Raw genomic sequence first — 25,287 nt, 5'->3', positions numbered from 1 at the left:
CACGGATTGTGGCGGCCCGCACGGGGCCGCCACAACTCCCTTTGCACACCAGGGCAGCACGCCCCCGGGCTCAGAGGGTGGCCGCCAGCTCCGTGCCCTGGCGGATCGCCCGCTTGGCGTCCAGTTCGGCGGCGACGTCCGCGCCGCCGATCAGGTGCGCCTCGACGCCGGCCGCGCGCAGCGCCTCGTACAGCTCGCGGCGCGGCTCCTGGCCGGTGCAGAGCACCACCGTGTCGGCGGGCACGAGGCGCTGCTCGCCGTCGACGGTGATGTGCAGGCCCTCGCCGTCGATCCGGTCGTACGCGGCTCCCGCGACGGAGACCACGCCGCGGTGCTTGAGCTCCGCGCGGTGGATCCAGCCGGTGGTGGTGCCGAGGCCGGCGCCGACCTTGGTGGCCTTGCGCTGGAGCAGGTGGACCTGGCGCGGGGGCGCCGGGCGCTCGGGCGCGGTCAGGCCGCCGGGGCCCGCGTACGAGGTGTCCACACCCCAGTGGCGGAAGTAGACGGCGGGGTCCTGGGAAGCGCCCTCACCGCTGTCGGTGAGGTACTCGGCGACATCGAAGCCGATGCCCCCGGCGCCGACGACGGCGACCCGCTCGCCGACGGGGGCGCCGTCGCGCAGGACGTCGAGGTAGCTGACGACGTGTGCGTGGTCGACGCCCTCGATCTCGGGGATGCGGGGGGTGACGCCGGTGGCGACGACGACCTCGTCGTAGCCCTGGAGGGTCTCGACCTCGGCGCGGGTGTTCAGCCGGACCTCCACCCCGCGCTCTTCGAGCTGGGTGCCGAAGTAGCGGATGGTCTCCTCGAACTCCTCCTTGCCGGGGATGCGACGGGCGATGTCCAGCTGTCCGCCGATGTGGCCGGAGGCCTCGAAGAGGGTGACGGCGTGGCCCCGCTCGGCGGCGGAGACGGCGCAGGCGAGTCCGGCCGGGCCGGCGCCGACGACGGCGACGCGCTTCTTCAGCTGCGTGGGCGAGAGCACGAGTTCGGTCTCGTGGCAGGCGCGGGGGTTGACCAGGCAGCTGGTGATCTTGCCGCTGAAGGTGTGGTCGAGGCAGGCCTGGTTGCAGCCGATGCAGGTGTTGATGGTCCCGGAGCGGCCTGCGGCGGCCTTGGCGACGAAGTCGGCGTCGGCGAGGAACGGGCGGGCGAGCGAGACCAGGTCGGCGCGGCCGTCGGCGAGGATCTCCTCGGCCTTCTCGGGGGTGTTGATGCGGTTGCTGGTGACGAGCGGGATGCTCACCGCGCCCATCAGCCGCCGGGTGACCCAGGTGTAGGCGCCGCGCGGGACGGAGGTGGCGATGGTGGGGATGCGCGCCTCGTGCCAGCCGATGCCGGTGTTGATGATGGTGGCGCCCGCCGCCTCGATCTCCTTCGCGAGGTGGACGACCTCGTCGAGGGTGGAGCCGCCGGGGATCAGGTCCAGCATCGAGAGGCGGTAGATGAGGATGAACTCGTCGCCGACGGCCTCGCGGGTGCGGCGGACGATCTCCAGCGGGAAGCGCACGCGGTTCTCGTAGGCGCCGCCCCAGCGGTCGGTGCGCTTGTTGGTGGCGGCGGCGATGAACTCGTTGATCAGGTAGCCCTCGGAGCCCATGATCTCGACGCCGTCGTACCCGGCGAGCTTGGCGAGGCGGGCGGCGCGGACGAAGTCCTCGACGGTGCGCTCCACCTCGATGTCGGTGAGCTCGTTCGGCACGAAGGGGCTGATGGGAGCCTGGAGGGCGCTGGGGGCGACGAGGTCCTTGTGGTAGGCGTAGCGGCCGAAGTGCAGGATCTGCATCGCGATCTTCCCGCCCTCGGCGTGCACGGCCTCGGTGATCACCCGGTGCTCGGCGCCCTCGTCCTCGGTGGTGAGGCGGGAGCCGCCCTCGAAGGGCCGGCCGGCGTCGTTGGGGGCGATGCCGCCGGTGACGATGAGGCCGGCGCCGCCGCGGGCGCGCTCGGCGTAGAAGGCGGCGAGGCGCTCGAAGCCGCCCTCGTGCTCCTCCAGGCCGGTGTGCATCGAACCCATGATCACGCGGTTCGGGAGGGTGGTGAAGCCGAGGTCCAGGGGGCTCAGCAGGTGCGGGTACTGGCTCTGGGAGCTCTGCGGACTCATCGGGGTGTGCCTCCTCGCGCGGGGGTGATGCACCTGTTGTAGCGAGGCGGGGAGGCTTTTGCAACTAGGTGCATAACCAGGTCGGCGCACCTGTGGCCGAGCTCACGCGCTCGACGATCGCCTGCTCGTTCGAATCACCAGAAAGGCCATATTTCGCCCTAGGCGGCCCCTCCTCCCGTCATTAGCGTCACAGGGCGCTGAGACCTCACGCCGGTGAGGTAGTGGAGGGGAACACATGAAGATCGGGCTGCGGCGTTCTCTCGCACTCGCGGGAACGCTGGCCATCCTCCCGCTGACGGCCTTCTCGGCCGAGGCGCGGGCCCCGGGGCCGCTGTCGGCGGACACGGTCGCCGCAATGACCCCGGAACGACAGGCAGAGGTACTGGAACCGCTGAGGGCCGCGGCCGACGCCGCAGCCCAGGTGGGGCGGGGAGCACGGGCCGACATCTACACCCAGGTCGAGATGGCCTCCGACTACCGTTCCGTCAACGTGTACCTGACCGACGTCCGCGAGAGCGGGAAGTTCATCGCCGCGGTCCGCGCGGCCGACCCCAAGGTGGACGGCCGGCTGATCCACGTGGTCAAGGCGAAGAAATCCCGCCAGGACCTCATGAAGGAGATCTCCGGGATCACGGGGCGCTCCGACCTTCCCTTCAAGGTCTCCCTCGTCGGCAGTGCCGTCGACGGCAGCAGCATCGACCTCTCGGTGGACAACCCCGGGGCAGCGCAGGCCTACTTCGCCTCTCCGGCCGTCGCACGGCAGCGCGGGGGCGCCTCCGCCACGCCCGTCCGCATCACCCAGGCGGCTCCGTCGCAGCCGCTGAACCGCTGGAACGACACCGCGCCGTTCTACGCGGGGGCGGCCCTCGGACCCGCCTCGGGCAGCCAGTCGTACTGCACCAGCGGGATTCCGGCCATCAGCACCTGGGACGGCCGCCAGTGGCTGGTCACGGCCGGCCACTGCTACAACGTCGGCGACAACGTCTGGGCGGCCGGCGGCAACTACATCGGCCAGGTCAAGTTCAAGCGGCCCGAGCTCGACTCGGTGTTCATCGAGGCGGCCACGTACCGCTACACCTGGGACGGTCTGGACGCAGGCGGCTACACGCGCTACCTCAACGGGGTGCGCAACGTCGCGGTCGGCGACTTCACCTGCCAGCTGGGCTACAACTCCAAGGTCGTCTGCAACATCCGCACGGTGTACGCGGGCAACGCCCGGTGGAACGTCAACGGCACCGACGTCTGGGGCAGTTACGGCGTGCCCCACTACGGGGGCGTCGTCGGCCGCGGTGGCGACAGCGGCGGTCCGGTGATCTTCATCAACGACCAGAACTCGCGGCAGCTGAACGGCATCGTCAGCTACGGCTGGGGCTGCAACGCCTCCAAGGAGTGCAGCACGGGTCTGGGTTGGGTCGACGTCTGGTCCATCTTCAACGGCTTCGCCATCAAGCTGAACCCGTCGTAACCCGCGCCCCGGCGCGATCGAGCCAGGTGCCCCCGGCCGCCGCCGGCCGGGGGCACCCGCGGCTCTCAGGGCCGCCGGAGGCGGACCGTGACGATCTGGAACGGCCGCAGGGTGAGGGGCACCGCGGACTGCGCCGTGGGGGCCGCGACCGCCGTACCCGCCTGGGCGCGCTCCAGGAGGTCGGTCTCGGTCGCCGCGGCCACGGGGAAGTCCGCCGTCAGGGTCGCCGCCGCGCGGCCCCCGCGCGATTCGTAGAGGCGGACGACCACGTCACCGCTGCGGTCCTCGGCCAGTTTGACGGCCTCGACCACCACCGCGTCGTGGTCGAGGGCCACCAGCGGCGTCACCGGGTGCGCGCCGTGCACGACGCGCTCCGGCAGGTTGAGCGCATGGCCCTCACGGACGGCGTCCGCGATCTGCGCGCCGGGGGCGAGCGAGAAGCGCAGGGTGTGCACGCCCTGGTCGGTCTCGGGGTCCGGGTAGCGCGGGGCGCGCAGCAGGGAGAGGCGGACCGTGGTGGTCTGGCCGCCGTCCGCCCGGATGTCCCGGGTCACGTCGTGGCCGTACGTGGAGTCGTTGAGGAGGGCGGCGCCCCACCCCGGCTCCCCCACGTGGATCCACCGGTGCGCGCAGATCTCGAACTTCGCCGCCTCCCAGGAGGTGTTGGTGTGGGTGGGCCGCCAGACGTGCCCGAACTGGGTTTCCGCCGCGGACCGGTCCGCCTTCACGTCCAGCGGGAAGGCGGCCTTCAGGAACTTCTCCGTCTCGTGCCAGTCCACCTCCGTGACCATGTCCACCGTCTTGGCCCCGGCGCGCAGGGTGATCCACTGGACCGCCTTCGAGGCCTGCGAGGCGCCGAAGGAGCGGCTGACCCGGACGGTCGCCGCGGCCGGACCTGCCTGCGTGACCTCCAGCGCGTCCAGGCCGACCAGATCGGTGACGTTGTTGCGGTAGAAGGCATCGACGTCCCAGGCGTCCCACATGTTCGGGAAGTCCGGGTGGAGCTGCAGCAGGTTCGCCGCGAGCCCCGGCGGCACCGACTCGCGGCGGCCCTCCAGGTCGTACGCGGACACGATCAGCCCGCGGCCGTCGACCTCCACCCGCAGCCGCCCGTTGGCGAGGACCCGCCCGCCGCCGGGCCGCTCCTGCACCGTCACCGGCCGCCCCGCCTCCACGGCGCGGCCCGCCCCGCCGGCCGGGACGCCGCGCCGCGCGTACGGGGCGCAGTTGAAGACGAGCTCCGTGTTGCCCTCCCCGGCCAGCGCGCGCTGCGCCGCGCGGGTGAGCGTGCGCAGCTCCTCGCCCACCCTCGCGTAGGTCGCCCGCGCCTCGCGGTGTACCCAGGCGATGGACGATCCGGGCAGGATGTCGTGGAACTGGTGCAGCAGCACCGTCTTCCAGATCCGCTCCAGTTCCTCGTACGGATAGGCGTAACCCGCCGCCTTGACCGCCGCGGTGGCCGCCCACAACTCGGCCTCGCGCAGCAGGGATTCGCTGCGCCGGTTGCCCTGCTTCGTCTTGGCCTGGGAGGTGTAGGTGCCGCGGTGCAGCTCCAGGTACAGCTCACCGGCCCACACGGGGGCGTCCTCGTACTCGGCGCGGGCCTTCTCGAAGAACGCGTCCGGACGCTCGATCTCCACCCGGGGCGAGCCCTCCAGGTCCCGCTGGCGCCGGGCCCGCGCCAGGTGCTCGCGGGTCGGGCCGCCTCCGCCGTCGCCCCAGCCGAAGGGCACCAGCGAGCGGGAACCGCGGCCCTTCTCGCGGTAGTTGCGGGCGGCATGGGCCAGCTGGGCGGGGCCGAGGTCGCTGTTGTACGTGTCGACGGGCGGGAAGTGCGTGAAGACGCGGGTGCCGTCGATGCCCTCCCACCAGAACGTGTGGTGCGGAAAGGCGTTGACCTGGGACCAGGAGATCTTCTGGGTCAGGAACCACTGTGCGCCGGAGAGCCTGACGAGCTGCGGCAGCGCGGCGGTGTAGCCGAAGGAGTCGGGCAGCCACACGCCCCGGGTCTCGATGCCGAACTCCTCCAGGAAGAACTTCTTCCCGTACAGGAACTGCCGGGCCATGGCCTCGCCGCCGACCATGTTCGTGTCGGACTCCACCCACATCCCGCCGACGGGCACGAACTGCCCGTCGGCGATCTTCTTCTTGACCCGTTCGAAGAGCCCGGGCCGATGCGTCTTGATCCAGTCGAGCTGCTGCGCCTGGGACATCGCGAAGACGAACTCGGGGTGGTCGTCCATCAGGTGGACCATGTTCGCGGTGGTCCGCGCCACCTTTCGCACGGTCTCGCGCAGGGGCCACAGCCAGGCGGAGTCGATGTGGGCGTGGCCGACGGCGCTGATCCGGTGCGCGGAGGCCTGCGCGGGGGAGGCGAGCACTCCGGTGAGCCGGGCGCGGGCGGCGGCCGCCGTGCCGGGGACGTCGTCGAGGTCCACGGTGTCGAGCGCCGCGCCGAGGGCGTGCAGGATCCCGTACCGGCGGGCGTCCGCGTCGCCGAGCTGCTGCATCAGGTCGTAGAGGACCTCAAGGTCCTGGACGAGTTCCCAGACCTCGGTCTCGAAGACGGTGAGGTCCATCCGGGCGAGCCGGTACAGGGGCTGGTCGCCGCTGGTCTGCCGGTCCCCTTCCCGACTGGGCCGGTGTTCGACGAGGACCGGGTTCGAGGCGCCCTCCACGTACCACTCGACCCGCTCGCCCCCCACGGCGCGGTCGGTCACCCGGACGCGGTCGTTGTAGGGGTTGAGGGCCTTGATCTCGCTTCCGTCGGCCCGGTGCACCAGGCCCTCGCACTGGAAGCCGGGCATCATCCGGTCGAAGCCGAGGTCGAGCACGGCTTCGACGGTGCGGCCCGCCCAGTCGGCGGGGACCGTGCCGGTGACCTTGAACCAGGTGGTGCCCCAGGCCGGCCCCCAGGGCTCGCCGATCGCACAGGGCTCGTACGGGGCCGCCAGTCCCTCGGCGACCGGCACGGGCTCGTCCGGGGCCTGCCACCGTTCGACGGTGAGCGGGACGGACCGCGCGTGGACGGCGGGCCTGATCCGCTCCGCCAGAACCCGGCGGAGGCGGTGTTCGGTGATGCTGCGGTCGTCATGCACGGCGGCTCCTCCAGGGAGGGGAGGTCGGATGGGGTGCGCGGCGCGGGGAGGGTCAGATCTTGAGCGCTCCCTCGCCCACGCCCTTGAAGAAGTAACGCTGGAGGGCGAAGAAGAGGAGCATCATCGGCAGGAGGGCCGCCATGGCTCCGGCGGCGATGATCCGCTGGTCATTGGTGGTGGTCGTGCCGGCCAGGCTCTTCAGGCCGAGTTGCAGGGTGTAGTGGTCGCTGTGGGTGAGGACCAGCAGGGGCCACAGGAAGTCGTCCCAGGCGCCCATGAAGCTGGTGATGCAGACGACTGCCAGGGCGCCCTTGGCGGCGGGCAGGAACACCCGGCGAAAGCGCGTCCACTCGCCCGCCCCGTCCAGCACGGCGGCCTCCTCGATCTCCCTGGGCACGGCGAGGAAGGCCGCCCTCATGACCATGATGTTGAGGACGGACACGGCGCCGGGGAGCCAGACCCCGACGAGGGTGTCGACCAGGCCCATCGCGCGGACCGTCAGGAACATCGAGATCATCACGGACTCGAAGGGGAACATCAGGGTCGCCACGAGCACGGTGAAGACGGCGGTGCGGCCCTTCCAGGGGGCCCGGGAGAGCGCGTACCCGCCCATCGAGCAGAACAGCACGTTCGAGGCGACGGCGAGGGCGGCGACGACGAGGGTGTTGCCCACGTACTGGAGCAGCGGGAACGACTGCGCGACCCGGACGTAGTTGTCGAGGGTGGGCTGCGCGGGCAGGACGCCTGCGTACACGTTCTCGGTACGGCCGCGCAGCGAGGTGAGGAACTGCCAGACGATCGGACCGAGCATCACGGCGAGCATCAGCAGCAGCGTCGTGTAGCGGGCGGCCAGGGCGAGCCGGCGCCGCCTCCGGTCGCCGCGAGGCCGGAGCGGGGCGCTCATTCCTCGTCCCCTTTCGACAGGCGCCGGCCCAGCAGGCTGAAGGCCAGGGTGAGGAGGAACAGCAGGATGGACAGCGCGGAGGCGTAGCCCGTCTCACCGGAGAAGCCGAGCCCGACCTGCCGGATCAGGAAGGGCAGGGTGCGTGCGTCGCCGCCGGGACCGCCGCTCTCACCGCCGAGGATGTAGATCTCGGTGAACACGCGCAGCGCGGAGATGGCGGAGAGCGTGCCGACCAGCAGCATCATCGGCTTCACCTGGGGGACGGTGATGCTGAAGAAGCGGCGGACGGGGCCGGCGCCGTCGAGGGCGGCCGCCTCGTGGAGGGCGGCCGGGACGTTCCCGAGGGCCGCGAGGTAGAACACCATGTAGTAGCCGAGGCCCTTCCACACGGTGACGAGCATCGCGGATGCCAGCAGCAGCGTGCCGTCGGTGAGGAAGGGGACCGGCTCGGAGACGATGCTCAGCTTGCGGAAGACGGTGTTGACCAGTCCGTCGCTGCGCAGCACCCACTGCCAGATCAGGCCGACGACCACGGCGGAGGCGATGACGGGGGTGTAGAAGGCGGAGCGGAAGAAGCCGATGCCCGGGATCCGGGCCTGTACGAGGACGGCCAGGGCCAGCGGCAGGAAGACCAGGCAGGGGACGACGACGGCGAGGTAGAGCACGCTGTTGGCGGTCGCGGTCCAGAAGTCGGGGTCGGCGACGGCGCGGGTGTAGTTGTCGAAGCCGACGAAGCTGCCGCCGCGCAGGATCCGGGCGTCGGTGAAGGAGAGGATGACGGTGTTGACGAACGGCCACAGGCTGAACAGCGCCACCATCACCAGCCCCGGGGCGAGGAAGAGGTACGGAGTCCACCGCGCGCCGTGACGCGGCCCGGCGCCGCCGCGCGGCCGAGCGGTGGCGGAGGCGGCGCCGGCCGAGGGGGTGGCGGCCGTCATCGCTTCGCCGCATGGGCGAGCAGCTTGTTCGCCTCCTCCTGCGCCTTCCGTACCGCCGTCCTCGCGTCCTGCTCCCCCAGGATGGCCTTCTGCACCTCCCGTACGACCGCGTCACCGACCTGGCTGGTCCACTGCACCGGGGTGTTGGCGTCGAGCGCGGCGGTCTTCAACTGCTCCGCGCCGACCGCCCGGGCCACGGTCTCCGCGTCCTTGCCGTCGCCGCGGTCCGCGAAGCGCGGGTCGGCGAGGCCTTGCGCGTGGGAGGGGTAGATGGTCGCGTTCTTGGAGAACTCGACCTGGTTGGGGCCGTTGGTGACCCACCGGGCGAACGCGGCGGCGGCGTCCAGGTGCGCGGTGTCCTTCCTGATGCCGAGCGACTGGGCGTAGATGCCGATGTGGCCGAGGGTGCCCGTGACCGCGCCCGCGACCCGGGTGTGGGCGTAGACCTGCGGGGCGTTCTGCTTGATGTCCCTGACGAAGCCCGGTGAGCCGGGGCCGAAGACGAGTTTGCCGCCGCCGTAGAGCTGGTTGATGTCATCGGACTTCAGGAGCGACTCCTTCGGCATCGCACCCTTGGCGTACAGGACCCTCATCCGCTCGACCCACTCGACCGCCTTGCCGGTGTCGAAGACGAAACGATCCTGCTCGTCGTTCAGGATCGGTACGCCCATCTTCTGCCAGTCGCCGGGCAGCCGGCCCTTGGGATCCGCCATGAACGCGGCGTACCGGCCGCCGGAGCCGGCGGCGATCCGTTCCGCGTAGTCGAAGAACTGCTCGACGGTCGTGGGGGGCTTCGCCGGGTCCAGGCCCGCCTTCTCGAACAGCACCGTGTTGTAGGTGAGGATCTCCGGGGTCACGTACCAGGGGTACGCGTACACGCCGTCGCCCTTCCCCGGCAGCTTGAACTGCTCCCACGCGCCGGGCACGTACTCCTCGGCGACCCCGGGATCGAGTGCGGCGACGTCGGCGAGCATGCCGCGGTCCCCCAGGAGCTGGAAGGAGTCCGTGGAGAGGTTGACCACGTCGGGCAGGGCGCCGGCCTGGGCGTCGGCGACGAGCTTCTCGTTGTAGCCCTCCCCGGGGACGTCCTCCCACGCGATCCGGACCTCCGGGTACTTCTTCTCGAACGCGTCGATGACGCCCTGGACGTACCCGGTGAACCTGGGCTTCAGCTGGAGCGTACGGAAGGTGATCTCGCCCGCCACCTTGCCGGTCTTCCGCGCCTCCTTCACGTCCTCGGCGCCGCCGCTCAGGCCGCAGGCGGAGACCGAGAGGAAGGTGCCGGCCACCAGGGCGGCGAGGGCGGTGCGGGTCACGTGCGATCGGGTCATCGTCTCCGCCTTCGTGGGGAGTCCGGCTTCGCTGCCGGAGCGCGCGCCCACGCTGTCCCGAGCGCGGCGGATGCGTCAATGCGGCCGCGACGGCGTTGGCCGAGCAGCCCCGGGTGGCCGCCCGGCGGCCGCATGACGCCGGCCCTCCGGCCGCGGCCCGGACCACACCGGACCACCAGGACCGATGCACGGACCTGCCGGTCTGCTCCGGGACGGCGCCGCTCCGGGCGCGCGGGCGTTCCGCCGGCGAACTTTGACGCCTTGTGCGCGGTCCGGGAGAACCCGCCTCGTACGCCCCGCGGGCCGAGGGGCTCGCTCGCGGCCCGGAGGCCACGCCCCGCCGTCGAGGCGCAGCGCGAGGCGCTCACCGTGTGGCGGCCGTTCGAGGACGCCCTGCTCTCCCACTGGCTGCGCGCCGACGCCCGCAGCGCGCAGTGGGTGGTGGACGGGAAGGTACTGCTGGAGCGGTACTCGGCGCTCGCCGCCGCGCACACCCGGTGCCGCAAGCACCTCGACCCCAAGTCGAACCCCGCCGTTCTCAGACACGCGCTGGAGGGGGCGGTGACGGGCCGTCCGCTCCCGGCGCGGACGGCCGGGCTGTTGCGGCTCGCCCTCGCCTCGATGGTCGCCAAGCGCGGACTGCCCGGGTCCGCCGAGCACACGCGGCTACGTGCGCAGCAGGCCCGGCAGGCGGCGCAGCCCTCGTACCACGCCCTGGCCGCGGTCGTACGGAGCCGGCTCTCCGGGCTGGACCCGCACGGCGGAACGGCTGACGTGGAGTCGCCGGTGGCGCCGGTGACGGAGGAGGAGGCCCGTACGAGCGGCGTGCCGGCGGGATCGGTGATCCCGGCCGCGATCCGCGCGACCGTCGCCACCGCCCTGAGTGCACCGGTGGACACGCTGGTTGCCTGCAGGTCCGTGCTGTCCGCGGAGGTACTGGCCGAGCTCGCGCCGCGGTTCGCCGCCGTGGACGCCGACCTCCTCCCCACCGGGGCGCCGCTGCGCGTGCCGCCGTCACTGCCGTGGCTCCGCCCGGTCGCGGAACACCGTCGCGGCGCCGCGGCCCGGCGGGCCGCCCGCGCCGCGCTCCGCCGACTCGGCGAACTCACCGTCGAGTCCTTTCCGGGTGCGGGCGTGCCCAACCGGATGGTCCCCACCCTCTCTTTGCCGGCCGAACGGGCGGGGATCCCGCTGCCGCTCACGCCCGAGCCGTTCGCCGCCGCGTACGGCGGAAGGGTGGACCCGGGCGTGCTCCCCGCCGTACGGGTCGCCGCCGATCTGCTCCGGGGCAGCCTGTACGAGCGCTACCACGGCATCGACTACTCGGCGCTGCGGGACCTGGCGGAAACTGCGGACACCGCCTGGTTCGAGCAGATGTGCACCTCACGGGCCGGCTTCCGGGAAGCCTGGCTGCCGCGGCCCGGCGCCCGGGGCATCTGGGTGCTTGCCACCGTCCCCGCCGTCATCGAACAGGCCCGGATCCTCACCACCTTCAACATGGCCGCCCTCGTACGCCACGCCGACATCCGCCCGCGCGCCGGCTGGGACGGTCTGGCGCGCGGTGCCTTCACCGCCGCCCGTCGGCGGGCGGCCGCAGATCGGCGGGCCGGGACCGCCTGGCGGCAGCTGCTGTTCCACCTCTCGCTGTGCGACGCGGGCGAGCAGGCGGCCGTACTGGCCTGGATGGACGCGGAGACCGTCCGGCTGCCCGCGCACGCCGCGGCCCGGCTGGGGCCCGCGCTCGGCCGGCTGCGGGCGGCCGCCGAGGGTGCTACTTCAGGGGGTACTCCGTCTTCTCCGCGAGCTTTCCGTCCTTGAAGCAGAAGCGGAACACCGTTTCCCCACCCGAGGGGGCCGCCTCCGAGGACACGTACCAGGAGCACGCGCTGCCCTCGGGCACCGCCGGGCCGCCCGACTTCAGGGCGTCCTTCATGAAGGTCTCCCCCGAGGGCATCTCGGCGCGGACCGCGTCCTCCGGGTCGCCGACGTTCACGGCCCGGTAGACGGCGGGGTCGATCATGGTCTTGCCCGCGGCGTCGACCACCTTGCCGATGCCGAACAGGAGCGCCACGACGGCCCCGATGCCGAGAACCAGCACCACTCCGCAGCCGATCAGACAACCCTTGCGCTGTGCCACGCCGTTCCTCCATGCCTTGCGTGTTCGTCCGTCGGTCAGACCTTCGCAAGGGGGACGGGCCGGGCGCTGTCCTCCAAAGTCTCGGCTCGCGCGACCTTCGTCGTCAGCTCGCCGGCGCCGCCAGGTCCGCCGGGTCGGTGTTCGCTCCGCACAGCACGACCGCGACCCGCTCCCCCAGCGGTTCGGGGGCGGTGCGCAGGGCCGCCAGGGCCGTGGCCGCGCCGGCCTCGACCACGATCCGGTGCTCCTGCCACAGGGCCCGGCGGGCGGCGGTGATCGCCGCGTCCGGGACCAGTACCGAGTGCACGTCCTTGTGCTGCGCCGCGGCCAGTGCGTCCGCGGAGACGCGCGTCGCGCCCAGCGAGTCCGCGGCCACCGAGTCCACCGTGACGTCCACGGGCCGGCCCGCCTCCAGGGCGGCGTTCAGGGCCCGGCAGTGTTCCGGCTCGGCCGCGACCACCCGTACGCCGTGTTCGCGCGCCGCGGTGGCCACGCCCGCGAACAGCCCGCCGCCGCCGACCGCGACGACCACGGTGTCCAGACCGGGCAGGGCCGCCCGGATCTCCTCCAGCAGGGTGCCGGCGCCGGCGGCGATGAGCGGGTGGTCGTACGCGTGGCTGCTCAGCGCGCCGCCGGCGGCCGCGAACTCCCGGCAGGCGGCCAGCGCTTCGGCGTACCGCTCGCCGACGAGCCGTACGTCGGCACCGTAGCCGCGCAGCCGTTCCACCTTCACGCGGGGCGCGTTGACGGGCAGGAACACCGTGGCGGGCACCGACTGGGCGCGGGCCGCCCAGGCGCAGGCGAGGCCCGCGTTGCCGCCGGACGCGATGGTGACCCCGGCGTCGGGGAGGGAGCCGGCGTCCCGGTGGGCGGCGAGGAAGTTGTGCGCGCCGCGGGCCTTGAAGGAGCCGGTGTGCTGGAGGTACTCCAGGGCGTACCAGACGCCCTCGGACGCCGGCACGACGGCGGCGGGCCGTACCGCCCCCGCGATCCGGTCGGCGGCGGCGCGCACGGCGGCGTGGTCGAGCTGCTGTTCCATCGCGGGAGTCCTTTCAGGCGGCGGCAGGCCGGGCGGCCTCGATCAGCTGGCGCAGGGCGCCGTAGTACACCTCGTGGTCGGTCAGCGGGGGCAGTACGTCGGCCAGTCCGCCCGCGAGGACCGGGAACCGGTCGGGATCCAGCGCGGCCAGCGCCGCCCGCGAGGCGGCGGTGGCCCCGGCGGGGTCCCGGTGGTCGACGAACGCCGCACTGCCGAGGGTCAGCAGGTACATGCGGCGGTACGCGGTCATGGCCTCGGCGGGGGTCATCCCGGCGGCCACGCTGTCGGCGAGCGCGGGCTCGACCAGCCGGGCCAGCAGCTCCCGGCCGAGCCAGGGCCGGCCGCCGCGCAGGGCGAGCAGCCCGGGGTGGGCGACGAGGAGCCGGTAGAGGGCGCTGAAGCGGAGCTCGGTGGCCTCGGCCCAGCCGGTTCCGGCGGGGACGTCGGGCAGTCGGGCGGCGAGGTGCTCGGTGCACAGGTCCAGCAGGCCGGCGAGGTCCGTGCAGCGGCGCTGCACGGTGGCGTGCGAGACGTCGAGCCGGTCGGCGAGGGCGCGGAAGCTCAGGGCGTGCGGCCCGTCCTCGTCGAGGATGCGCAGGGCGGCGGCGGCGATCGCCTCGGGAGTGGCCCGCTCCAGGGCGGGCGAGGTCCTCGGCATGAGATACAGCGTATCAGCCAGCGTCACACACCTCCGCCCTCCCCGATCGTGTGACGTCGACTACGGCCATATTGCTGGTCATCAAGCCATATCCGTCGACTTATGTTGACAGTCTGTAGTCGCAGCGCTGCACTGAGCGCACCACGGCTCCGCCGGATGCCCCCGCCCCCACGTCAAGGAGTCTCCGTGCCGCTTCGCCTGCGTGCGTCGCTCCCCTGTCTCACCGCGGCCGCCCTGCTCGCGCTCTGCCTCGCCTCCTCCCCGGCCGCCGCCGAGCCCACCGCGACCTCGGACACCCCGCTCGCCCTCACCCCGCCCATGGGCTGGAACAACTGGGCGCACTACATGTGCGACATCGACGAGGCGAAGGTACTCGCGAACGCCGACGCGCTGGTGTCCACGGGTCTGGCCGCCAAGGGCTACGACACGGTCACCGTGGACGACTGCTGGATGACCAGGAGCCGGGACGCGGAGGGCCGTCTGGTCACCGACACGCAGAAGTTCCCGCACGGCATGGCCTGGCTCGGCTCGTACCTGCACGCCAGGGGCCTGAAGTTCGGCATCTACCAGGACGCCGGCTCCCTGACCTGCGAGCGCTACCCCGGCAGCGGGGCACCCGAGGGCGGCGGCGCCGACCACTACGCCGAGGACGCCCGGCAGTTCGCGTCCTGGAAGGTCGACTACGTCAAGATGGACGGCTGCAACCTGTGGGTGCCGCCCGGGCAGACGAAGGAGCAGGCCTACCGGGACGCGTACCACGCCATGGCCGCGGCCCTGCGCGCGAGCGGCCGGGACATGGTCCTCTCGGCGTCGGCACCCGCCTACTTCCAGCAGGGCGAATGGGGCGGCTCCGACTGGCACAAGGTCCTCGGCTGGGTCGGTGAGACCGGCCAGCTGTGGCGCGAGGGCAAGGACATCAAGGTGTACCAGCCGGCCGCTCCGGCGACCTCCCGCTGGTCCTCCGTCCTCGGCAACTACGGCTACAACCGCTGGCTGGGCCGGTACGCGAGCCCGGGCAACTGGAACGACCCCGACTTCCTGATCGCGGGGGCCCCCGGTCTCACCGAGGCGGAGAGCCGCAGCCAGGTCGGGCTGTGGGCGATGATGGCCGCCCCCTTCATCCTGTCCTCCGAGGTCTCGGCCCTCACCCCCGGCGGGCTGGCCGCGCTCGGCAACACCGACCTGATCGCCCTCGACCAGGACCCGATGGGCCGTCAGGGCGCGGTGCTCTCGGCGAACGCCACGTTCGAGGTCCTGGCCCGGCCGCTGGCGAACGGCGACCGCGCGGTCGCCGTGCTCAACCGGTCCGGCAGCACCCGGGACATCTCCGTCCCGCTCGGCGACATCGGGCTGTACTCCTGCACGGTCGACGCCAAGGACCTGTGGACCGGCAGGACCTCGGAGGTGGCCACCTCCCTCACGGGCCGGCTGGCCGCACACGACACGGCGGTCTGGCGGCTCACCCCGCACCAGGGCTGCGCCGACGCGGTGCCCACCGGGCAGATCACCGGTGACGGCGCCAAGTGCGCCGACGGCGCCAACACCACCGGTGTCGGTGCCGTGATCCTGGCGCCCTGCACGGCGGGCGCCGACCAGCGCTGGATCCTGGGCGAGGACGCGAGCCTGCGGCTGGCCGGCGCGTGCCTGTCGGCGGGCGAGGCCGGCACGGTCGAACTCGCCCGGTGCGCGCCCGGGCAGCAGGGCCAGTCCTGGACGCACCGCCGGGACGGGTCCCTGGTCGAGGACGTCAGCGGGCTGTGCCTGACGGCTCCCGCCGCGGCCGCGACCCCCGACGCCCCGGCCGAACGGCTGCGCCTGACCGCCTGCGGCGACCACCGGGTCGACCAGGCCTGGTCCCTCCCGGTCTGAGGGACCACCCGGATGACGCGGCCCATGGCGGACCCGACCCCGGATGGGACGGCGGATCGGATGACGGACGACGCGAGGACCGGGCGGTCGACTCCGGCCCCGGGGACCCACCCGTCGGCGGTCCTGCGGGCAGTGCCCCCGACGGACCGGCACCCGGACCGGACTTCGGACCGACGCCCGGACCGCACGGCGGACCCGCGGCCGGACCGGGCGGCCGAGGCGGCGACCGGCCGGGAGACGGGCCGCCCGCCGGACCGGACTTCCGGCCGGCGGGCGGGCGGGACGGCGGGCCGGACCCGGGAGGTCCGGACGCGGTGGCGGACCCGCCGGGCCGCACTGGTCGGGGTGCCGCTCGTGCTGGCGGCCCTGGCCTGGTCGGGGGCCGCCCCCGGCGCGGGCGCGGCCGGCGCGGGCACCCCCGGCGCGGGCGCGGCCGGCGCGGGCACCCCCGGCGCGGGCGCGGCCGGCGCGGGCGCAGACGCCCCGGCCGTCGGCATGGCGGTACGAGGGGCCGGGGGCCCGGGCGTATCCGGTGTGCCGGGGCACCAGGCCTTTGACACCGCGCCCGCGCGGGCCGCGCTGGCGCGGCTGCTGCCCCGGCACGCCGCCCAGGTCACGCTCGTGGCGGATCCGGCCGCCGGGGCCGACACCTTCACGGTGTCGGGGTCGGAGGGCGCCGTCACCGTACGCGGCTCCGCCGGGGCCACCCTGCTCACCGGGGTCGGCTGGTACCTCCAGCACATCGCCGGAGCCGACATCGGCTGGCCCGGCGACAGCATCGGGCTCCTGCCGCCGCAGCTGCCCGCCGTACCGGCGCCGGTCACGCGCAGCGCGCTCGTCCCCCACCGCTACGCCCTCAACGACACGGACGACGGCTACTCCGGCCCGTACCGCACCTTCGAGCAGCACCAGCGGCAGATCGATCTGCTCGCCCTGCACGGCATCAACGAGGTGTTCGTGCAGGTGGGTGCCGAGTATCCGTACTACCGGGCCCTCCAGGGCTTCGGCTACTCCCCCGAGGAGCTGCGGGAGTGGATCCCCGGACCCGGCCACCAGAGCTGGTGGCTGCTGCAGAACCTGAGCGGCTTCGGCGGCCCGGTCTCCGAGCGGCTGATGCGCGAGCGCGCCGAGCTCGGCGGCCGGATCGCCGAGCAGCTGCGCGGGCTCGGGATGACCCCGGTGCTGCCCGGGTTCTTCGGCACCGTGCCACCCGGGTTCGCCGCCCGCAACGCGGGGGCGAGGACAGTGCCCCAGGGCGACTGGGCGGGCTTCGACCGGCCCGACTGGCTGGACCCCACCTCGCCGGCGTTCGCGAAGCTGGCCGCCGCGTACTACGCGGAGCAGCGCGCGGTGTTCGGGGACAGCGCCATGTACCGGATGAGCCCGCTGCACGAGGGCGGGACGGCGGGTCCCGTCGACGTGAAGGCGGCCGCCGGCGCCGTCCAGGCGGCGCTGCACGCCGCGCATCCGGGTGCGCTGTGGGCGGTGCTGGGCTGGCAGGACAGCCCCAGGGCGCAGCTGCTGGCGGGGGTGGACACCTCGAAGGTGCTGATCCTGGACGGGCTCTCGGACCGCTACGACCGGCTCGACCGCGAAGCCCGTTGGGGCGGGGTCCCGTACGCGATGGGCACGATCTACAACTTCGGCGGCCACACCACGATCGGCGCGAACACCTCCGTCTGGATCGACCGCTTCGGAGCCTGGCGGGCCAAGCCCGACAGCGCCCTGAAGGGCATCGCCTACCTGCCCGAGGCCACCGGCACCAACCCGGCCGCCTTCGACCTGTTCACCGACCTGGCCTGGGAGCCGGGGCCCGTCGACCAGCGCGCCTGGTTCGCCGATTTCGCGCGCCGCCGGTACGGGCGCCCCGACCCGGAGGCGGCGGCCGCCTGGGAGGAGCTGCGCAAGGGGCCGTACAGCACCTCCTCGGGGTTGTGGTCGGAGTCCCAGGACAGCCTGTTCAGCGCCCGGCCGAGTCTGACGGCGGCGGGGGCGGCGTACTGGAGTCCCAAGTCGATGCGCTACCCGACCGAGGGAGTGCGCAAGGCACTGGACCACCTCCTGCAGGTGGACCCGCGGCTGCGCGGCTCCAGCTCCTACCGCTTCGACCTGGTGGACACCGCACGTCAGGCCCTCGCCAACCACTCCCGGGTGCTGCTGCCCCGGATCAAGGCCGCGTACGAGGCCAAGGACCTCGCCGCCTTCCGCGCACTGACGGGGCAATGGCAGGACGCGGAGCGGCAGTTGGATGCGGTCACCGGGTCCGACTCGAACTTCCTGCTGGGCGGCTGGCTGGCGGCGGCCCGCTCCTGGGGCGCGGACGAGGCGGAGCAGGACCGCTACGAGTACGACGCCCGCTCCCTCCTGAGCGTGTGGGGCCGGCGCAGCACCAGCGAAGGCGGCTTCCTGCACGACTACGCGAACCGCGAATGGGGCGGCCTGATCGAGGGCCTGTACGCCCGGCGGTGGGCGGCCTACTTCGGGTCGCTGGACGAGGCGCTGGTGCGGGGCACGGCCCCGCGGGAGATCGACTGGCACGCCTTCGAGGAGGAGTGGGCCCGGCAGACCACCCGGGACCACGGCGGGGCGAAGGGGCCGAGCGGGGACCCCTACCTGCTGGCCACCGCCATCGCGACCACCCTGAAGGCGGCCCGCTGACACCCCGTGGCAGGCCGCGCCTACACCACCCCGGGCGGTGGCGGTCGGATCATGAGCTGATCGTCACCCTCCCGTGGGAATCTCGGTGCTCATGCGAGGGAGATCGGCTCGCCTGGTTCGCCGCACGGGACGGGCACTCGGTTCACTGGCCCGGAAACGATCAAGGGTGGCCGTCGGAACGATTCGACGGCCGCCGCTTCCGACGCCAGACGGCACGACACGAGCAGGGGTGCGCCGCGCATGTCCCAGACCGAATCCGCCGAGGGCCGGGAGGCCCCTGCGACGCTGGAGCTGCTGACGCTCCTGGCCGCCGGGGTCGCCGACCTGGCCCTCGACCAGTTACGGCAGTCCGCCGACCGCGCGCAGGACGTCCTGCGCCGCTCGGACCTGCGGGAGCTGCTCACCGACGGGGTGGTGGAACTGCGCAAGCGCGGCGAGCTGGCCACCAGCCGGGTGGGCGCGGGCACCGAGAACTACCTCGAATCCATGGCCCGGCGGGCCGCCGAACGAGTCGCCACCGAGGGCCATCCCCGTGCATGACCACTCCGGTTTCAAGGAGCGGATCAACGAGGTGTTGGTCCGGCTCGCCGACGAGGAGGAGCAGGAGCTCCTGCACCTCCACGCCGAACTCTCCCCGCTCACCGAGCAGTTGCGGCGTTCCCTGGCGCGCGGGAAGCGGATCCGGGCCGCGTTCCTGTACTGGGGGTGGCGAGCGGCGGGGCAGCCCGACTGCGAGGGGGTGATCCGGGCCGCCGCCGCGATGGAACTCGTACACGCGGCGGCCTGCACCCACGACGACATCATCGACGACAGCCGGATGCGCCACGGGCAGCTCACCGCGCACGCCGCGTTCGCCGCGGCCGGCCGGCGCTCCACCGCCCTCGCGATGATCCTCGGCGATCTGCTGATGGGGTACGCCGGCCACCTCTTCACCACCTGCGGGCTGCCCGGGGGCTACCTCGCCCGGACCGTCCCCCTGTGGTCCACACTGCTGCGCGAGACGATGGCCGGCGAGTTCCTGGAGGTGCTGCGCACCGACGCCGCCGGCGACCGGGTACCCCAGGTGGCGCAGTCGCTGGAGGTGGCCCGCTACAAGACGGCCAAGTACACGGTGGAGCGGCCCCTGCACCTGGGCGCCACCCTCGGCGGGGCCCCGCGCGCCCTGCTGGACGCCTTCTCCGGCTACGGGCTTCCGCTCGGCGAGGCCTTCCAGCTCCGCGACGACCTGCTGGGCACCTTCGGCGACCCGGCCACGACCGGCAAGTCGAACCTGGACGACCTGCGGGACGCCAAACCGACGGCGCTGCTGGCACTGACCCTGGCCGCCGCCGACGAGGACGACCGGCGGCTGCTCGCCAAACTGGTCGGCAATCCCGACCTCGGCCAGGAAGAGGCGGCGTCCGTGCGCGCGTTGATGGAGCGCTGCGGCGCCCGCCGGCAGGTCGAGGACATGATCCGGGAGCGCATCACCCAGGCCCGCGGTGCGCTGGAGCGCGTGCCGATGCCGGTGGAGGCGCGGTCCGCGCTGTGCGAGCTCGCCGATACGGCGGCCGAGCGTTCGCTGTAGTCACGAACTGACGAGAAAGACGAGTCAAGTGAACACCAACAAGACGGCTTCGCCGCGCCCGCGCTACGACGACGCCGCCCTCGACGCCCTGCGCACCCAGGGGGACCCGCTCGCCGACGAGACCGTCGCCGAGATGTTCCGCCGCAAGGAGGTGGGCGACCTCAACACGCTGATGCGCTTCTTCAGCACCGCCGGCGACAAGCTGCCCGAGCAGCTCCCTGCCTCCGCCCGGGCCTACTTCGAGGCGACCGCCATGCCGCCGAGCTGGGTCGACTGGGACCTGATGGAGCAGGCCCGGCTCTTCTTCATGGACAACGCCGCCCACATCAACACCGGTCTGTCCTTCGCCGCGATGCCCGCCACCTACGCCGTGCCCCGGCTGTCCCGGCTGCTCGCCTCGACGCACTCCATGGCGTACCCCTCGCGCCGGATGGCCAACACCGGCCAGTTCGTCACGTACCTCATGCAGACCAACTCCTTCGCCGAGGGAAGCAAGTTCATCCCCGCCGCCCAGAAGGTCAGGCTGCTGCACGCGGCGGTACGCCACCACCTGCGCCACGGCGGCCACTGGGACGTCGAGAAGGACGGGCTGCCGATCTGCCAGGAGGACATGATCGGCGGGCAGATCTGCTTCTCGCTGCTCGTCCTGGACGCGATGCACCGGCTCGGCATCCACATGAGCGAGGACGGCGCGGAGGCCTACTTCTACGCCTGGCGGGTGGTCGGCGCCATGCTCGGCTGCGACATGTCGGCCGTACCGGAGAACCTCGCAGAGGCCCGCGACTACTGCGACCTCTACCTGCTGCGCAACCTCGGCCCCTCCCCGGAGGGGGTCCACCTCAACGCCCAGCTGATGCGGATGTACGAGGACGTGGTACCGGGCACCCTGTTCGACCCGATGGTCCCGGCCACCGTCCGCTACCTCGTCGGCGACACCATCGGCGACTGGCTGGAGATCCCGCGCAGCCCCTGGGACACGGCGGCGAAGGCCGTGCCCGTGTTCCTCGGGCTGCTGGAGACCATCGAGGACAGCAGCCCCTTCGCCGAGTGGGCCCTCGACAAGGCGGGCTCGCTGCTCTCCGGCTTCGAGCTGTCCGCGCTCACCCGGGGCCGGGTCATGCACCATGCCATCCCGGCGGAGCTGAGGACCGAGTACGGGGTGAAGGCGCCCCGCACCGGGCGCTGGGTGCCGCCGGCACCGGTGCACTGACCCGCACCCCGGGGCGACACTGGAACCGGCAGGGCGGGGACCGTGACGGCGAGCGACAGGGGCGGTGACCGCGCATGACCCGTGGGGCGACCGAGCCGGGGCGGCGGCGCGCGCTGCCGGGTGCGGTCGTGGCCGGGCTGGTCGCCGCCTTCGCCGGGCTGGCCGCGGCCGAGCTCGTCGCGGCCGCCGTCCGGCCGGAGGCCTCCCCGGTCACCGCGGTCGGTGCGGCGGTGGTCGACCTGACGCCGGTGGGCGTCAAGGAGTGGGCCATCAGGGCCTTCGGCACCTCCGACAAGCTGCTGCTGGCCCTGGGGATCATCGTCATCCTGGGGGCGGTCGCGGCCGCCGCCGGGGTGCTCGCGCTGCGGCGGCGGTGGGCGGGGATCGCGGTCGCCGCCTCCTTCGGCCTGGTCGGTGCGGGGGCCGCGCTCAGCCGTCCGGGGGCGGCCTGGCAGGACGCGCTGCCCTCGCTGGTGGGCGGCCTCGCCGCAGCCGGTGTGCTCTACCTGCTGGTCAGGGCCCTGACTCGGCCCCGGCCGGCGGGTGCCCCGGACGGCGGGCCCTGGACGATGGACCGGCGCGGTTTCGGACGGCTGGTCGCTGCCGCGCTGGCCACCTCGGCCGGGATCGGGTACGCCGGTCGGCGGCTCGGGGCCTACGGCTCCGCCGGGGCCACGGCCTCCCGGGCGGACCTCGTCCTGCCGAAGCCGGACGTTCCCGCGCCGCCGGTCCCGGCCGGGGCGGACCTGCGGGTGCCCGGGCTCTCCCGCTTCCTGACCCCCGCCCGGGACTTCTACCGGGTGGACACCGCGCTGGTCGTGCCGCGGGTGGACGCGGACACCTGGCGGTTGCGCATCCACGGGGACGGCGTCGCGGCCCCGCTCGTCCTCGACCTCCGGGAGCTGCTGGCCCGCCCCCTCGTCGAGCACGACATCACCCTCACCTGCGTCTCGAACGAGGTCGGCGGCCCGTACGCGGGCAACGCCCGCTGGCTCGGCGTCCGCCTGGCCGACCTGCTGCGCGAGGCGGGGGTCAGGCCGCCTTCGCAGGGCGGCCCCGCCGACCAGCTGGTGGCCCGTTCGGTGGACGGGATGACGATCGGCACGCCCGTCGAGGCGGTCATGGACGGCCGGGAGGCACTGCTGGCGGTCGGGATGAACGGCGAGCCGCTGCCCTTCGCGCACGGCTTCCCGGTCCGGATGGTGGTGCCGGGCCTGTACGGATACGTGTCGGCCTGCAAGTGGCTGCGCGAGCTGCACCTGAGCACCTTCGCGGCGTACGACGCGTACTGGGTGCGCCGCTCGTGGGCGCAGCAGGCTCCGGTCAAGACGCAGTCCCGCATCGACACCCCGCGCGGTGGGGCCGAACCGGTGGCGGGGCGGGTCGCGGTGGCCGGGGTGGCCTGGGCGCAGCACCGGGGCGTCGCCCGCGTGGAGGTACGGGTGGACGCGGGCCCGTGGCACGAGGCCCGGCTCGGTGCCGCGGACGGCGATGACACCTGGCGCCAATGGCTGTGGCCCTGGGACGCGGCGCCCGGCCGCCACACCCTGGAGGTCCGCGCCACGGACCGCACGGGCGCCGTCCAGACGGGGGTGCGCCACGGCACGGTGCCCGACGGGGCAACGGGGTGGCACGCGGTGGAGGTGCGGGTACGCCCCCGGCCGTCCGCGAACCCGAGGTGACCGCCTGCCGGGTTCGTTCCGGGGCTGCCCGTACATTGACCGTATGGAGCTGACCGGTACGTCGTTCCTCTTCACCCTGATCGCCGTCGCGGCGCTCGCCATGCTCGCCGCGCTGCTCCTGTGGAACCGGATCCCGGGGCCGGGCTGGCTGCGGTGGCCCGTGCGGGTGGGCATGCTGGCGCTGTGCCAGCTCACCGCGATCGCCGTGACCGCCACCTGGATCAACGGCAGCTACGGGCTGTACGCCTCCTGGGACGACCTGCTGGGCACCGGGGACGTGCAGGCCGCCTCCACGATGACCGGGCCGCCGCTGGGCCGGGCGAGGTTCACCCGGGGCAGCGACGGCACGCAGAGCACCTACTTCCGCGGGGCGCACTCGAAGCTGGCCGGCCAGGTGATCGTGTGGACTCCGTCCGAGTACCGGGCGCCGGGCGCGCAGAAGACCCGGTTTCCGGTGCTCATGCTGTTGCACGGCTACCCGGGATCGCCGCGGACGTGGATGGACCTGGGGAACATGCCCGGCGCGCTGGACGACCTCGTCCAGCTCGGTGCGGCGCACCCGTTCATCCTGGTGCTCCCGGAGATCTACCCGGGCGGGGTCAACACCGACTGCAGCAACACGCCCACCCGCAAGGTGGCCGACTGGCTCGTGCGGGACGTGCCGGACCTGGTCGCGCGGAACTTCCGTACCCTGCGCGGGCCCAAGGGGTGGGGTGTGATGGGCGTGTCGACGGGGGCGTTCTGCGCGGCCAAGCTGCCGCTCCAGTACCCCGGGGTGTTCCGGGCGGGCGCCGCGCTGGACCCGGACCCGCTGACCGGGGACCCGGGCGTCCTGGCCGACCCGGTCCTGCGCGAGCGCAACAGCCCCATGTGGCTGGTCGGACAGCGGAAGAAGGCCGACGTGGGGCTGTTCCTGGCCACCTCCGCCCAGGACAGGGACAGTCCGCCGCAGCAGTTGGAGGCCTTCAGCCGGGCCGCTGCCGCGGCGGGCGGCGGGGTCCGGGTCAAGACGCTCGTCCGCCCGGCCGGCGGCCACAACTTCCAGACCTGGAGCGCGATGTACCCGAACGCCCTGGGCTGGCTCAGCACCGAGCTGTCACCGCCCGCCGGCTCCCGGTGAACCCGCGGGTCCCGGCGGTCCCCCGGAACCCGTGACCACGGGGCCGCGGGGGCCCCGTGACCGTGGGGCGGGCCAGGCCGGGCGGGCGGTCAGCCGGACCGGCAGCGCCTGCACGCTGTTGCCGATGAAGCTGCGCTGGTGCGGGATTTCGGGCTCGGGGACGGCGAGGTCCAGGTCCGGGAAGCGGGTGAAGAGCCGCTCCAGGGCGATGGTGGCCTCCAGCCGGGCGAGCGGGGCGCCCACGCAGTAGTGAGCGCCGTGGCCGAAGGAGAGGGCGCGTGCGGCCGTGGGCCGGGTGAGGTCGAAGCGGTCCGCATCCGGTCCGTGGAAGGCCTCGTCGCGGCCCGCCGCGGTGTATCCGGCGAGTACGGGGGTGCCCCGGGGGATCACGGTCCCGCCGACGGTCAGGTCGCGCGTGGGGTAGCGGAACGGGAACCAGCTGACCGGGCCGTCCCAGCGCAGGGTCTCGTCCACCACGTCCGACCAGCTCGCCTTGCCCTCCATGACCAGCGCGAGCTGGTCGCGGTGGGTGCACAGGGCGCGGACGGCGTTGCTGATCAGGTTGAGGGTGGTTTCGTGGCCCGCGACCAGCATCAGCCGCATGGTGCCGATGAGTTCGGCCTCGCTGAGCCGGTCGCCGTCACCGTCCCGGGCGGCGATCAGCGCGCTGGTCAGGTCGTCGCCGGGCTGCTCCCGGCGGCGGGCGGCGATGGTGCCCATCAGCTCGACGAGCTCGCGTACTGCGGCCATCGCCTCGGCGGGGGTGGTGTCGGTGGCGATGACCACCTTGTGGGACAGGTCGTGCAGCCGGCCCCGGTGTTCGGGGTCCACGTCGAGCAGCTCGCAGATCACGCTCATCGGGAGCGGGAGCGCGAAGTGGCTGCGCAGGTCGGCCACACCGTCCGGGGCTTCGGCCGCCGCCCGGCCGAGGTCGTCGAGGAGTTCGGCGGTGAGTTCCTCGATGCGCGGGCGCAGTCGTTCGACCTGCCGGGCGGTGAACGCGTTGCCGACGAGGGAGCGCAGTCGGCGGTGGTCGGCGTCGTCGGCGGTGTGCATGCCCTGGGCGTTCGCGAAGACCCGCAGGGGCCAGTCCATGGGGATGGTGCCGTCGTGCAGCGCCGGGAAGTGCCGGGCGTCCTTGGCCACGTCGGGGTGGGACAGGAACTCCTTGAGCGCGTCGTGCCCGAGGACGACCGCACCCGGCACCCCGCCGGGGAGTACGACCTCCGCGACGGCGCCCCGGGCCCGCAGCCGGGCGTTGAGCGCATGCGGGCAGCCGCCGGCGGGGTCGATGACGTGCGCCTTCGCGGGTGCCGTGTCCGGTGACAAGCCGACTCTCCTGACCGTGTGGACGAATCTCGGCCAACAGTGCGGCCTGCGGAGCGGGTTGTACAAGTCCGTTCCGGGCCTGTCTCAGAACCAGGTGAGGGTGAGGGGGAAGGTGGTGGTGGCGGTGGTGGGGGTGGTGTCGGTGGCGGTTGCGGTGATCTGGAGGGTTCCGGTGGCC

Annotated in this window: 18 protein-coding genes; 9 read left to right on the top strand and 9 right to left on the bottom strand. The window is 73.3% G+C overall.

The window, feature by feature from the left end; translation table 11 throughout:
- Nucleotides 1-70: 70 nt before the first annotated feature.
- The gene (locus AC0666_RS32580; RefSeq protein WP_478708963.1) at nucleotides 71-2,104 is read right to left on the bottom strand and encodes an NADPH-dependent 2,4-dienoyl-CoA reductase; all 2,034 of its coding nucleotides are present in this window, start codon (nucleotides 2,102-2,104) and stop codon (nucleotides 71-73) included.
- Nucleotides 2,105-2,339: 235 nt separating this feature from the next.
- Between AC0666_RS32580 and AC0666_RS32575 the strand changes: the two genes are divergently transcribed.
- Entirely contained in the window at nucleotides 2,340-3,569 is a 1,230-nt protein-coding gene (locus AC0666_RS32575; protein ID WP_468969265.1) for a chymotrypsin family serine protease, read from the top strand.
- A 65-nt stretch (nucleotides 3,570-3,634) separates the two neighbouring features.
- On the opposite strand, the gene AC0666_RS32570 is transcribed toward AC0666_RS32575, so the two are convergent.
- Genes AC0666_RS32570 through AC0666_RS32555 form a run of 4 tightly spaced genes read right to left on the bottom strand, consistent with a single transcriptional unit; the run spans nucleotide 3,635 to nucleotide 9,840 of the window.
- A complete protein-coding gene (locus tag AC0666_RS32570) occupies nucleotides 3,635-6,667 on the bottom strand; it encodes an alpha-mannosidase (RefSeq protein WP_478708962.1) in 3,033 nt (1,010 codons plus the stop codon).
- Nucleotides 6,668-6,719: 52 nt separating this feature from the next.
- A complete protein-coding gene (locus AC0666_RS32565; RefSeq protein WP_468969258.1) occupies nucleotides 6,720-7,571 on the bottom strand; it encodes a carbohydrate ABC transporter permease in 852 nt (283 codons plus the stop codon).
- Entirely contained in the window at nucleotides 7,568-8,509 is a 942-nt protein-coding gene (locus AC0666_RS32560) for a carbohydrate ABC transporter permease (RefSeq protein WP_468969255.1), read from the bottom strand. Before AC0666_RS32560 ends, AC0666_RS32565 begins: the two co-directional genes overlap by 4 nt.
- Nucleotides 8,506-9,840 (bottom strand): extracellular solute-binding protein, encoded by a 1,335-nt coding sequence (locus AC0666_RS32555; protein ID WP_478708961.1) that lies wholly within the window; start codon nucleotides 9,838-9,840, stop codon nucleotides 8,506-8,508. The genes AC0666_RS32560 and AC0666_RS32555 overlap by 4 nt, the downstream gene beginning before the upstream one ends.
- Nucleotides 9,841-10,101: 261 nt before the next feature.
- Between AC0666_RS32555 and AC0666_RS32550 the strand changes: the two genes are divergently transcribed.
- A complete protein-coding gene (locus AC0666_RS32550) occupies nucleotides 10,102-11,658 on the top strand; it encodes a hypothetical protein (RefSeq protein ID WP_468969249.1) in 1,557 nt (518 codons plus the stop codon).
- Here the strand turns inward: AC0666_RS32550 and AC0666_RS32545 are convergent.
- From AC0666_RS32545 to AC0666_RS32535, 3 genes are all read right to left on the bottom strand, one after another.
- Entirely contained in the window at nucleotides 11,612-11,977 is a 366-nt protein-coding gene (locus AC0666_RS32545) for a hypothetical protein (protein ID WP_468969246.1), read from the bottom strand. The two genes, AC0666_RS32550 and AC0666_RS32545, sit on opposite strands and share 47 nt — an antisense overlap.
- Nucleotides 11,978-12,080: 103 nt before the next feature.
- Nucleotides 12,081-13,016 (bottom strand): serine/threonine dehydratase, encoded by a 936-nt coding sequence (locus AC0666_RS32540; protein WP_468969243.1) that lies wholly within the window; start codon nucleotides 13,014-13,016, stop codon nucleotides 12,081-12,083.
- Nucleotides 13,017-13,029: 13 nt separating this feature from the next.
- Nucleotides 13,030-13,674: a TetR/AcrR family transcriptional regulator C-terminal domain-containing protein gene (locus tag AC0666_RS32535; RefSeq protein ID WP_468969240.1), complete on the bottom strand. Its 645-nt coding sequence runs from the start codon at nucleotides 13,672-13,674 to the stop codon at nucleotides 13,030-13,032.
- Between the two features lie 186 nt (nucleotides 13,675-13,860).
- Here AC0666_RS32535 and AC0666_RS32530 point away from each other — a divergent pair, with 186 nt between their 5' ends.
- The 7 genes from AC0666_RS32530 to AC0666_RS32500 all read left to right on the top strand — a co-directional run bounded on the left by AC0666_RS32530 (nucleotide 13,861) and on the right by AC0666_RS32500 (nucleotide 23,780).
- Nucleotides 13,861-15,543 (top strand): ricin-type beta-trefoil lectin domain protein, encoded by a 1,683-nt coding sequence (locus AC0666_RS32530; RefSeq protein WP_478708960.1) that lies wholly within the window; start codon nucleotides 13,861-13,863, stop codon nucleotides 15,541-15,543.
- A gap of 60 nt (nucleotides 15,544-15,603) precedes the next feature.
- A complete protein-coding gene (locus tag AC0666_RS32525; RefSeq protein ID WP_478708959.1) occupies nucleotides 15,604-18,201 on the top strand; it encodes an alpha-N-acetylglucosaminidase in 2,598 nt (865 codons plus the stop codon).
- 240 nt (nucleotides 18,202-18,441) lie between these two features.
- Entirely contained in the window at nucleotides 18,442-18,741 is a 300-nt protein-coding gene (locus tag AC0666_RS32520; protein WP_468969233.1) for a hypothetical protein, read from the top strand.
- Nucleotides 18,734-19,768: a polyprenyl synthetase family protein gene (locus tag AC0666_RS32515; RefSeq protein ID WP_468969232.1), complete on the top strand. Its 1,035-nt coding sequence runs from the start codon at nucleotides 18,734-18,736 to the stop codon at nucleotides 19,766-19,768. Before AC0666_RS32520 ends, AC0666_RS32515 begins: the two co-directional genes overlap by 8 nt.
- Before the next feature lie 28 nt (nucleotides 19,769-19,796).
- On the top strand, nucleotides 19,797-20,978 hold the full coding sequence (locus tag AC0666_RS32510; RefSeq protein ID WP_468969230.1) for an oxygenase MpaB family protein: 1,182 nt from the start codon (nucleotides 19,797-19,799) through the stop codon (nucleotides 20,976-20,978).
- Nucleotides 20,979-21,052: 74 nt separating this feature from the next.
- Nucleotides 21,053-22,660, top strand: a complete 1,608-nt coding sequence (locus AC0666_RS32505) for a molybdopterin-dependent oxidoreductase (protein WP_478708958.1) — start codon at nucleotides 21,053-21,055, stop codon at nucleotides 22,658-22,660.
- Nucleotides 22,661-22,703: 43 nt separating this feature from the next.
- Entirely contained in the window at nucleotides 22,704-23,780 is a 1,077-nt protein-coding gene (locus tag AC0666_RS32500) for an alpha/beta hydrolase (protein ID WP_468969227.1), read from the top strand.
- Here AC0666_RS32500 and AC0666_RS32495 read toward each other — a convergent pair.
- A complete protein-coding gene (locus AC0666_RS32495) occupies nucleotides 23,757-25,109 on the bottom strand; it encodes a cytochrome P450 family protein (protein WP_478708957.1) in 1,353 nt (450 codons plus the stop codon). The genes AC0666_RS32500 and AC0666_RS32495 overlap by 24 nt on opposite strands.
- Between the last annotated feature and the right edge of the window lie 178 nt (nucleotides 25,110-25,287).

This window comes from Streptomyces sp. NPDC043680 (assembly GCF_056436685.1).
The sequence above is the reverse complement of the archived record's forward strand: the minus strand, read 5'-3'. Positions and strand labels throughout refer to the sequence as shown.